Raw genomic sequence first — 9966 nt, 5'->3', positions numbered from 1 at the left:
CCCCCCCCACGACCACGATGTCGGGCTGCTCGTCGCGGAGCAGGTTGAGCGACTGGAAGATCGCGTCCGCGCTGCCCATGTACCAGTGCTTGCCCACCCGCTGCTGGGCCGGCACCGAGGACACGTAGTTGCCCAGCATCGACGACATCCGCCAGGTCTGGCTGACGTGCCGGTCGAGGCTGTGCGACTTGTACTGCGTCAGCACCACGACCTGCAGGTAGCCGCTGTTGACGACGTTGGAGAGCGCGAAGTCGATCAGCCGGTAGATCCCCGCGAACGGGACTCCCGGCTTCGCCCGGTCCGCGGTCAGCGGCATCAGCCGTTTGCCCTCACCGCCGGCGAGCACGATGGCCAGGACCTTCGGACGGTGCGTGCGCTGCATGCTCGTCAACCTAGCCACCTGTGACGGGTACCCGGAACCGCCGCGAACTGGCCCTGGACAGCCGTCTCATGCTTTGGTGGCGGGCATGCCTCACGCGTTCCGCCGTCCTGTGGTCCTCCTCGCCGCCGTGTCCCTGGTCGCCTCGGCCCTGTTCGCGGCCTCCGCCGGTGGCTCGTCCAACGCGGCCCCCGCGGCGGGCGCCGGCGTACGCCTGGATCACATCCCCGCGCCCAACCAGACCGTCGTCTACCCCACCAACGCCGGCACCGTGTTCAGGTGGGGCGTCCCGAAGTGGGGCGACGAGTTCGAGATCGGTGGCCTGCGCAAGGACTGGGTCCAGAGCAAGGAGGGTCGGGTCAAGACGCAGAGCGGAATGCTCACGGTCATCGCGACCGGCAAGAACGACCGGGTCACCGCGTCGGCGAACAGCGTCAAGGCGCGCTACGGCCGCTGGGAGGCCCGGGTCCGGATCCGGGAGACCAACCACAACGGCCGCCGCTACCGCGCCTACTGGGAGCTCATCCCGACCAAGGACTTCCAGTGCGGTGCCAAGAACATCGTGCTGGCGTCCTACCGGAGCCAGGACCGCCGGGTGACCGGTGCGGTCCGGGTCCCGAAGAAGACGCAGTACAGCTACAGCAAGCGGATGGCGTTGCACCAGGGCTGGTTCCACACCTATGCCATCGAGATCACCAAGGACCACATCACGTGGTTCGTCGACACCAAGGTGATCCACACCGAGCGTCGCGACGACGCGCTGCGCGGGTTCGAGTACCGGCCCCGCTTCCGCCTCCAGGGCGCCAAGGGCGAGAAGCACCGCACCACCTGGATGCAGATGGACTGGGTGCGCCACTACGACCTGTCCCGGCCCAACGCCAAGTCGATCAAGGCGCCGCCGATGAAGAAGGGCGTCTACAAGGACCCGTGCTGACGGAGCGCCGAGAGGCCCGTTAACAAGCACGCCCCCGCCCTGTCCCGGGATTGGCGGAACTGGTCCGGGATCGGTTCGGCGTACCTACCGTCGAACCATGTCCTCGCACGTCCGCCGCTCGGTCGTGGCGCTCGTCCTGCTCGGCCTCCTCGGCCTGGCGGGCGCGTCGTCCTCCACGAACGCCGCCCCGGCACCGGCCCAGGCCGACACCTACCCGCCGACGCCCGTCTACACCTACCCGACCAACGCCGCCAAGGTCTTCCGGTGGGGCGTCGAGGCCTGGAAGGACGAGTTCGAGGTCAACCCGCTCCGTGGCGACTGGGCGACCAGCGCCGGCGGTGACGTGGTCACCCGCAACGGCATGCTCACCCTGATGGCCTACCCGGGCTCCGGCACGGTCACCGCCACGCCGACCTCCCAGAAGGCGAAGCTCGGTCGCTGGGAGGCGCGGGTCCGGGTCTGGGAGAAGGACCGCAGCGCCGGCACGCCCTACCGGGTCTTCTGGGAGCTGGTGCCGAACAAGAAGTACCGCTGCGGGTCGAAGAGCATCGAGATCGCGTCCTACTCCCAGGACGAGCTGCAGGTCACGGGTGCGGTGCGCACGAGGCCCGCCAACGAGTTCACGTTCTCCCGCGTCCTGCCCCTGACCCAGGGCTGGTTCCACACCTTCGCCGTCGAGGTCACCGACGACCACATCTCGTGGTTCGTCGACAAGGTCGTCGTGCACACCGAGCGCCGCACCGAGGCGCTGTCCAACACGACGTTCCGGCCGCAGTTCCGGATGCAGGCGGTCGACGGCGCGTCGATGCGGCCCACCTGGATGCAGATGGACTGGGTCCGCTACTACACCCTCGACCGGCCGGGCGCGCTGCCGATCGAGGCGCCGGAGATGACGCAGGGGACGTACGCCGGTGCTTGCTGACCCCCTCGGCGCGTAACGTCGCGCGCATGCGCGTCGACGTCCTCACCAAGGAGTACCCGCCCGAGATCTACGGCGGCGCAGGAGTGCATGTCGCGGAGCTGGTCCGGGCCCTGCGCGCCCGGGACGACGTCGACACCCGGGTGCACGCGTTCGGGGAGCCGCGCGACGAGGCCGGCACCGCGTCCTACCCCGACCTGGCGGAGCTGACCGGCGCCAACGGCGCGCTGCGGACCCTCGGGGTCGACCTCGCCATCGCCGACGCCTGCGCCGGCACAGACCTGGTGCACTCGCACACCTGGTACGCCAACATGGCCGGCCACCTCGCGGCCCTGCTGCACGGCGTCCCGCACGTGGTCACCGCACACTCCCTCGAGCCGATGCGGCCGTGGAAGGCCGAGCAGCTCGGCGGCGGGTACGCCGTCTCGTCCTGGGTCGAGCGCACCGCCTACGAGTCGGCGAGCGCGGTCATCGCCGTGTCGGCGGCGATGCGCCACGACGTCCTGCACTCGTACCCCTCGGTCGACCCGGACCGCGTGCGGGTCGTCCACAACGGCATCGACACCGAGCTCTGGTCACCCGTCACCGACCCCGACCGGGTCCGCCGCCTCGGCGTCGACCCCGACCGGCCCTCGGTCGTCTTCGTCGGCCGGATCACCCGGCAGAAGGGGCTGCCGCTGTTCCTCCGCTCGGTCGCCGAGCTGCCGCCGGACGTCCAGGTGGTGCTCTGCGCCGGCGCACCGGACACCCCCGAGATCGAGGCCGAGGTGGTCGCGCTCGTCGAGCAGCTCCGCACCACCCGAGACGGCGTGGTCTGGATCCGCGACATGCTTCCCCGCGCCGACGTGATCGCCCTGCTCAGCGCCGCCACCGCGTTCGCCTGCCCCTCGATCTACGAGCCCCTGGGCATCGTCAACCTCGAGGCGATGGCCTGCGAGACCGCCGTGGTCGCCACCGCGACCGGCGGCATCCCCGAGGTCGTCGTGGACCCGCACTCCGGGCTCGGCTCGTCCGAGGGCGCCCAGACCGGACGACTGGTGCCGATCGACCAGGCCACCGACGGCACCGGCACCCCCCTCGACCCGGACCGCTACGTCGCCGACTTCGCCGCGGCGCTGACCGAGGTCGTCTCGGACCCCGACCGGGCCGCCGCCATGGGCCGGGCCGGCCGGCAGCGGGCCATCGACGCCTTCAGCTGGGCGGCGATCGCGGAGCAGACCCTCGAGGTCTACCGGTCGGCACGCTGACCCTCGCGGACGGCTCGGGTCTCCAGCGGCACCACCTCCCCCGGTGACCGCCGGGGCGGCCGCTCGACCGGGAACAGGTCGTCGTCGAGCGGGATCACCCGCACCCGGTTGCTGCTGACCACGACCAGGCTCGGCCGCGCCCGGTCGACGTCCAGCAGCACCCGGCCCTGCAGGCGATGGCTCCCGGGCAGGCCGAGCTGGCCGGCCCGGGCCAGGGCCTCAGCGGACCGGGGCGCCAGCACCTCGCGGATCAGGAACCGGAGCCAGGCAGCCGGGTCGGCCCCCGCGCCCAGGTGGGGCCGGGACTCCAGCACCAGGCAGCACCCCTCGGCGCACGGCAGCCACGGTGAGCGCCGGCTCGGCTGCCCCGGCCACACCCGGCGGGGGCCGGCACCCACGCCGGCCAGCCCCCCGACCAGCCGCGACTCGTCCGGGTCGAGCGGCGGGCTGACCGTGATCCGCTCACTCTCGTCGTCCGCGTCGTACATGGGTGGCACCTCCCGGCTCCGGTTCCTGACACCTCGACGCTTTCCGCGGCCACCGACGGTCCCAACCCGACCAACTCGTGGGTTGTGGACGGCGCTCCGTTCTGAACGCCTGTGGACGCCAGGCGGCCTCGTCGGCGTTCCGGTGGAGGACCGCTCGCGCGGACGCGGCCGCGCTCGCCTCCTGACCGCCCGTCCCGGCCCGGTACGGTCACCGCGTGACCAAGCTGATGTACGCAGTCTGGGGCGACGACCTCCCCACCGCGCTCCGCGACCCCGACCTGCACGCCCGGCTGGCCGAGGCCGGGGCGGCGCGTCTCCAGGTGAACCTCGACGACGAGGCCGTCGCCGCGGCGATGCGGATCCCGACGTTCGACGAGCCGATCGGCGCGATCGTCAGCGTCTGGGCCGACGGCGACACCCAGCCGGTCACCGACGTGCTCGCCACCGTCACCTCGCGGCTGGCGGGCTACGAGGTCGAGGAGCGGCTGCCGATCCCGCCGCCGGACGTCGCGGACGGCGAGCGCATGGACACTCTCGCCAACGTCGCGGTGCTGCGCCGGCCCGCCGAGCTGACCGTCGACGAGTGGCGGCACAACTGGCTGGTCGACCACACCCCGGTGGCGATCGCGACCCAGGGCACCTTCGGTTACGTGCAGAACGTCGTCGTCCGTCCGGTGACCGAGGACGCCCCGGCGATCGACGCGCTGGTGGAGGAGCTCTTCCCGTCCGCCGCGATGACCGACATGCACGCCTTCTACGGCAGCGGCGGTGACGACGACGAGCTCAACGACCGGTTCACCCGGCTGATGACGAGCGTGGCCCGGTTCGGTGCGGACCGCGACCTCGACCTGGTGCCGTCGAGCCGCTACGTCTACACGCTCGGCGGCCGGACGGGCTAGAGGACCAGCCCGAGCAGCAGCACCACGATCAGCCCGGTCACCGACAGCACCGTCTCCATCAGCGACCAGGTCTTGACCGTCTGGCCGACGCTCATGCCGAAGTACTCCTTCACGAGCCAGAACCCGGCGTCGTTGACGTGGGAGAAGAACACCGAGCCGGCGCCGACGGCCAGCACGACCAGCGAGGTCTCGGTGGTGGACATGTCGGAGACCAGGTCGATCAGCAGCGACGACGCGGTGATCGTGGCGACCGTGGCCGATCCCGTGGCCAGCCGGATCAGCACGGCCAGGACCCAGGCGAGGAGCAGCACCGACACGTCGGCGTCCCGCGCCCAGTCCGCGAGCAGCGTGCCGATCCCGGTGTCGACGAGCACCTGCTTGAAGCCGCCGCCGGCGGCGACGATCAGCAGGATCGCCGCGATCGGCCCCAGTGACGCGGTCACCGTGTCGCCGACGTCCTTGCGGGTCATCCCGACGCCGGTGCCGAACGTGAACATCGCGACCAGCACGGCGATCAGCAGCGCCACGAACGGCGCGCCGATGACGTCGAAGACCTGCCGGGTGAGGTCCTCCTCGTCCTCGATCACGATGTTGCTGAGCGACTTCGAGAGCATCAGCACGACCGGCAGCAGGACGGTCCCGAGCGTCACCGCGAAGGTCGGCCTGCGCTTGACCTGGACGCCGGTGTCGGCGGTCTCGTGGCTCGTGTCGTAGACCTGAGGGGCCTCGACGACCACCCAGCGGCCGGCCAGGGCGCCGAACATCGGCCCGGCGACGACGATGGTGGGTACGGCGACGACGAGCCCCAGGGCCAGCGTCATCCCGAGGTCCGCCCCCAGCAGGTCGACCGCGGTGACCGGACCGGGGTGTGGCGGCACGAAGCCGTGCATCGCCGACAGCCCGGCCAGGGCCGGGATGCCGACCGTGATCAGCGAGACCTGGGCCCGGCGCGACACCAGGTAGATGACCGGCATCAGCAGCACGAGGCCGATCTCGAAGAACATCGGGAGGCCGATGATGGCGCCCACCAGCGCCATCGCCCACGGCAGCATGCGCGTCGACGACCGCCCGACGATCGTGTCGACGATCTGGTCGGCTCCACCGGAGTCGGCGAGCAGCTTCGCGAACATCGCGCCGAGGGCGATCAGGACCCCCACGCCCGCCGCTGTGCTCCCGAAGCCGGCGCTGAACGAGTCGAGGACCACCAGGATGTTCTCGCCGGCGATGATCCCGACGGTGAGCCCGCCGAGGATGAGCGCCAGGAACGGGCTGAGCTTCGCCACCGTGATCAGGACGACGATCAGCGCGATGGCGACCAGCGCCGCCGTCATCAGCTGCCAGCCCGGCGCCACCGGTTCGACGAGGTCCTCTGCGGCCAGGACGAGCTGCGGGTGCATGCGATGCCTCTCGGACGTCGGTGCTAGAGGGTGATTCCCTTCTGGCCCAGGTAACCCTCGACGATCTCGTCCACACTCTGGTCGACGTCGACGACCACGCCGTCCTCGTCGGGGGCGAGCGGCTCGAGGGTGGCGAACTGCGACGACATCAACGAGGCCGGCATGAAGTGCCCGGGCCGTCCCGCCTGGCGGCGGGCGATGACCTCGGGGCTGCCCGCGAGCAGCAGGAACTCCACGTTGTCGCTGTGGTGCCGCAGCTGGTCGCGGTACTTGCGCTTCAGCGCCGAGCAGGCGATCACCCCGCCGTCGGAGTGCCGGTCCAGCCACATGCCGATGAGCTCGAGCCACGGCCACCGGTCGCTGTCGTCGAGCGGCTCGCCGCGGGACATCTTGGCGACGTTGGCACTGGGGTGGAGGTCGTCGGCGTCCTCGAACGGGACCCGCAGCCGGCCGGCGAGGGCGGCGCCGACGGTGGACTTGCCCGAACCGGACACGCCCATGACGACGACCGGGTGGTCGATGCTCACGACCGGGAGGTACCCGTCCTGGCTACTCGTAGGTGCTCTCGTAGGTGATCTCGCCGTCCAGCGTGGCCAGGAGGTAGGCGCCCTCGCCGTACTCGTTGCTGGCGTGGACCGAGAACCGGGGCTGCGAGGTCGTCGGGTCGGAGTCGATGCTGGCGTACCAGGACGTCGGGTCCTCGACCCGGGTGCGGATCTCCTCGAGCAGGTCGACCAGCACCTGTGAGTTGACCGTGGCGAGGTCGATCCGCGGGTCGTCGCTCGTCGACTTGCTGTCGTTGGGCTCGAGCGAGCGGCCGTCCCAGTAGTAGTACGCGTAGCGCTTGCCGGTGGCCTGCTCGGGCACGTAGAGCACCGCGTAGCGCGGGTAGACGACCGCGCTGAAGACCTGCGTCGACCCGGTCTCCTCCTGGAGGGCGCCGACGAGGTCGTCGAAACCCTCGACGGTGTGCACGTTGACACCGTTCTCGCCGGGCGCCTGCCCGGGCAGGTACGTCGTCTCGTCGACCGGCTGGCCGAAGTTGCTCTCGTCGAAGGTGTCCCTCGCGCTCACCAGCGCGATGATCACGCCGGCGATCGGCACGATCACGCTGAGCAGCACGACGATCGCGATGATGCCGCCGATCTTCTTGCCGGCGTTGGCCGCGACCGCGGTGAGCTCGACCGGCTGGCCCTGCTGGGGGCCGTAGTTGACCAGCGGCCACGGCTGCGTGGTGGCCGGCGGTGCCCCGGCGGTCATCGTGGGCGCCGCGGCCACGGCCGCAGCCGCAGGGGGCTGGAGGTCGCGGACGACGAGGTCGACCTCCTGGTCGCTCGCGGCGCGCTTGATCTGGTCGATGCGCATGTCGTGGTCGGCCTGCACGATGCGGCCTGCCTTGAGTGCGGCCTCGACGAGCGAGATCGCCTGGCTGCGGTCGGTCACGGCACGAACCCTAGTGCCCAGCACCGGTGCTCGGCACTAGCGACGAGCACGAGTGCCGGCAGGGGCTGCGGTGACCTTCCGGGCGAGTCGGCACCCGGAGAAAGCCGCTCGGCCTCCCCGGGAGGGGTCGAGTGGCCATCACCGGATGTCCCCGATCAGTCCGAGACCGCCCGGAAGACACCTTCAGCGTCGTACGGGATGAACAACGCAGGACTTGCGCAGAGGTCACGGTCATCTGGCCGGCTCGACGTAGGCGAACGGCACCCGCAGCACCTGACGGCCCGCCCGGAGGTGGTAGGAGGTGCGGCCGCGCTTGACGATCCGGCCCACGACACCCTGGTGCTCGCCGGCGACGGTGACCTTCGCGCGCGACCCGACGGGCAGGAGCACGACGTACTTGCCGGCCCGGAGCCGCTCGAGCTCGGCGACGTAGTTGGGGTGCATCGCCGCCGGTCGTCCGTGGTGGGTCCACTCGTAGAGGTGGGCCAGGTCGAAGCGGTTGGAGCACGTCCCGCAGGTCGTGACCCGCTCCGGGCGCTTGTGCCGCTCCTGGGTGTGACCGGCCGAGCACACGCCGAGCCAGGCGGCCGCCACCCGCGGCGAGTCGGTGGAGACGCACCGATCGCCGCTGCAGCCGATGCCCATCGCCACCCGGCGCCAGTGCGCGTCGTGACCGTGCTCGGGGCCCGCCAGGGCGTGCGCGATCTCGTGGAGGATCGTGTCGCGGACGTCCTCGTCGGAGTGCAGGGCCGTCAGCGGCGCGCTCAGGCCGATCGTCTTGTCGCGGTAGCGGCAGACGCCCGCGCGGCGCTTCGCGTTGTCGTAGGCGACCTGCCAGTCGTGCAGCCCGTGTCGCACGAGCAGGTGCTCGGCGAGGGCGAAGGCGTCGCGCAGGTCCATGCCCAGAAAGTACGTCGCGGGACCGACAGTCAGTCGGAGGCGCTCTCGCCGAGCCGCGCGTGCAGCCGCTCGCGCACCTCGTCGGGGGTGAGCGCGGCGCGCTTGCGCTGGTCGCGGGCGATGACCACACCGGTGGCCGCCACGCCCGCGACCCCGGCCAGTCCCAGCCACTTCCACAGGCTCACGCGATGATCGTGCCATGACGCTGCCGCCCCGTGCCGAGTCGCGCCTGACCCTCGACCACGCCTGCGAGATCACCCGCACCGGCGACATCTGGATCTTCCGCGGCGACTCGGTCGCCGACCACGCGATCCGGCTGCTGACCAACGCCCCGGTCAACCACGTCGGGATGGCCGTGGTCCTCGACGACATGCCGCCGCTGATGTGGCACGCCGAGCTCGGCAAGGGCCTCCTCGACGTCTGGACCGGTCAGCACCAGCGGGGAGTCCAGCTGCACGACCTGCGGGAGGCGGTCGTGCAGTGGACCGGTCGCTACGAGCAGGAGGCGTGGCTGCGCCAGCTCGACGTGACCGTCACCAAGGAGATGGAGGACGCGCTGCTGCGCACCATCGCCCGGATGGACGGGACGCCGTTCCCGTCCACGGCCAAGCTGATCGGGCGGGTGGCGCGCGGCAAGGCCCGCCGGGTGGCCGGTGCGGAGCTCGCCTACTGCGCCGAGGTCGTCGCCGCGTCGTACGCCGCCATGGGCCTGCTCGACTCCGACCGGCCGGCGAACTACTACGACCCCGGGAAGTTCTGGTCCGGCGACGACCTCGACCTGATGCGCGGCGCGCGGCTGGGCGCTGAGATCCGGGTGCTGACGCCCTGACCGAGGGTCAGGAGGAGACCGCGCGTCCGCGCTCGGTCAGCTGCCAGATGCCCGGCTGGGCGGGGACGATCAGGCCCTCGTCGATCATCGCCTTGCGCTCGGCCCGGGCGGCGGTGTGCCAGCGGACCTCGCCCGTGGGTGACTTCTGGCGGTCCCGCTCGAGCAGCACGTCGGCCATCCGCTCCTCGAGCAGCGCCATGACCTCGGCGTGCTCGAGCGCCCCCTCGTCCTTGAGGAGCTGGACGATGTAGGGCCGGAAGGTCTCCTGCTCGGTCCGCTTCCGCACCGGGCTGGGCTTGGACATCGTCGTCCGCACCGACGGCTTGCGGGTGGCGGTGGCCCGTGGCGCCCGCGCCGCCGGGGCCGGGGCCGGAGGTGGCGCGGGCATCCCGTGGATGCAGGTGCTGAGCGGCAGGTCGCACAGGTCGCAGTAGTCCTCGGCCACGGCTCCGACGGTACCGACCCGCCGCTTTCCCTCCGCGGCGGCCCGGGTCGGCGGTCTCGACCTCGGCCTGGTACCGGGTGAGGGCG

General features: G+C 71.5%; 13 protein-coding genes. 5 read left to right on the top strand and 8 right to left on the bottom strand.

Annotation, left to right across the window (positions count from 1 at the left end; all coding sequences use genetic code 11):
* A partial coding sequence (locus tag JHD21_RS16985) for a sugar phosphate nucleotidyltransferase (RefSeq protein WP_292677570.1) occupies positions 1 to 382 on the bottom strand: 382 nt, incomplete at its 3' end.
* Positions 383 to 467: 85 nt separating this feature from the next.
* Here JHD21_RS16985 and JHD21_RS16980 point away from each other — a divergent pair.
* From JHD21_RS16980 to glgA, 3 genes are all read left to right on the top strand, one after another.
* Positions 468 to 1313 carry a family 16 glycosylhydrolase gene (locus JHD21_RS16980; RefSeq protein ID WP_292677568.1) on the top strand — a complete coding sequence of 282 codons (846 nt, stop codon included), beginning with the start codon at positions 468 to 470 and terminating at the stop codon, positions 1311 to 1313.
* Positions 1314 to 1410: 97 nt separating this feature from the next.
* Entirely contained in the window at positions 1411 to 2235 is an 825-nt protein-coding gene (locus tag JHD21_RS16975) for a family 16 glycosylhydrolase (protein ID WP_292677566.1), read from the top strand.
* Between the two features lie 26 nt (positions 2236 to 2261).
* Positions 2262 to 3479: a glycogen synthase gene (glgA, locus tag JHD21_RS16970; RefSeq protein WP_292677564.1), complete on the top strand. Its 1218-nt coding sequence runs from the start codon at positions 2262 to 2264 to the stop codon at positions 3477 to 3479.
* Here the strand turns inward: glgA and JHD21_RS16965 are convergent.
* Positions 3461 to 3967, bottom strand: a complete 507-nt coding sequence (locus tag JHD21_RS16965; protein WP_292677562.1) for a hypothetical protein — start codon at positions 3965 to 3967, stop codon at positions 3461 to 3463. The two genes, glgA and JHD21_RS16965, sit on opposite strands and share 19 nt — an antisense overlap.
* A 215-nt stretch (positions 3968 to 4182) precedes the next feature.
* On the opposite strand from JHD21_RS16965, the gene JHD21_RS16960 reads away from it, so the two are divergent.
* Positions 4183 to 4866, top strand: a complete 684-nt coding sequence (locus JHD21_RS16960) for an EthD domain-containing protein (RefSeq protein ID WP_292677560.1) — start codon at positions 4183 to 4185, stop codon at positions 4864 to 4866.
* Here JHD21_RS16960 and JHD21_RS16955 read toward each other — a convergent pair.
* The 5 genes from JHD21_RS16955 to JHD21_RS16935 form a co-directional block, all read right to left on the bottom strand.
* Positions 4863 to 6263 carry a gluconate:H+ symporter gene (locus JHD21_RS16955; RefSeq protein WP_292677558.1) on the bottom strand — a complete coding sequence of 467 codons (1401 nt, stop codon included), beginning with the start codon at positions 6261 to 6263 and terminating at the stop codon, positions 4863 to 4865. The two genes, JHD21_RS16960 and JHD21_RS16955, sit on opposite strands and share 4 nt — an antisense overlap.
* Positions 6264 to 6286: 23 nt before the next feature.
* Positions 6287 to 6784: a gluconokinase gene (locus tag JHD21_RS16950; RefSeq protein ID WP_292677572.1), complete on the bottom strand. Its 498-nt coding sequence runs from the start codon at positions 6782 to 6784 to the stop codon at positions 6287 to 6289.
* 28 nt (positions 6785 to 6812) lie between these two features.
* Entirely contained in the window at positions 6813 to 7706 is an 894-nt protein-coding gene (locus JHD21_RS16945; protein WP_292677556.1) for a DUF1707 domain-containing protein, read from the bottom strand.
* Between the two features lie 231 nt (positions 7707 to 7937).
* Complete coding sequence (locus JHD21_RS16940) at positions 7938 to 8606, bottom strand: SprT-like domain-containing protein (protein WP_292677554.1); 669 nt, start codon at positions 8604 to 8606, stop codon at positions 7938 to 7940.
* Positions 8607 to 8635: 29 nt separating this feature from the next.
* Positions 8636 to 8791: a hypothetical protein gene (locus JHD21_RS16935; protein ID WP_292677553.1), complete on the bottom strand. Its 156-nt coding sequence runs from the start codon at positions 8789 to 8791 to the stop codon at positions 8636 to 8638.
* A gap of 14 nt (positions 8792 to 8805) precedes the next feature.
* Here JHD21_RS16935 and JHD21_RS16930 point away from each other — a divergent pair, with 14 nt between their 5' ends.
* Entirely contained in the window at positions 8806 to 9435 is a 630-nt protein-coding gene (locus JHD21_RS16930; RefSeq protein WP_292677550.1) for a hypothetical protein, read from the top strand.
* Positions 9436 to 9442: 7 nt separating this feature from the next.
* On the opposite strand, the gene JHD21_RS16925 is transcribed toward JHD21_RS16930, so the two are convergent.
* Positions 9443 to 9880: a hypothetical protein gene (locus tag JHD21_RS16925; RefSeq protein ID WP_292677548.1), complete on the bottom strand. Its 438-nt coding sequence runs from the start codon at positions 9878 to 9880 to the stop codon at positions 9443 to 9445.
* Positions 9881 to 9966 lie beyond the last annotated feature (86 nt).

This window comes from Nocardioides sp. (genome assembly GCF_016462705.1).
GTDB lineage: Bacteria > Actinomycetota > Actinomycetes > Propionibacteriales > Nocardioidaceae > Nocardioides.
Note: the sequence above shows the minus strand (reverse complement) of the source record. Positions and strands in the feature narration are given on the sequence as shown.

Bases quoted from the DNA above. Each gene is read 5' to 3' on its own strand.
- JHD21_RS16940 (WP_292677554.1), bottom strand. From the start codon at position 8,606: ATGGACCTGCGCGACGCCTTCGCCCTCGCCGAGCACCTGCTCGTGCGA.
- JHD21_RS16980 (WP_292677568.1), top strand. From the start codon at position 468: ATGCCTCACGCGTTCCGCCGTCCTGTGGTCCTCCTCGCCGCCGTGTCC.
- JHD21_RS16930 (WP_292677550.1), top strand. From the start codon at position 8,806: ATGACGCTGCCGCCCCGTGCCGAGTCGCGCCTGACCCTCGACCACGCC.
- JHD21_RS16975 (WP_292677566.1), top strand. From the start codon at position 1,411: ATGTCCTCGCACGTCCGCCGCTCGGTCGTGGCGCTCGTCCTGCTCGGC.
- JHD21_RS16955 (WP_292677558.1), bottom strand. From the start codon at position 6,263: ATGCACCCGCAGCTCGTCCTGGCCGCAGAGGACCTCGTCGAACCGGTG.
- glgA (WP_292677564.1), top strand. From the start codon at position 2,262: ATGCGCGTCGACGTCCTCACCAAGGAGTACCCGCCCGAGATCTACGGC.
- JHD21_RS16965 (WP_292677562.1), bottom strand. From the start codon at position 3,967: ATGTACGACGCGGACGACGAGAGTGAGCGGATCACGGTCAGCCCGCCG.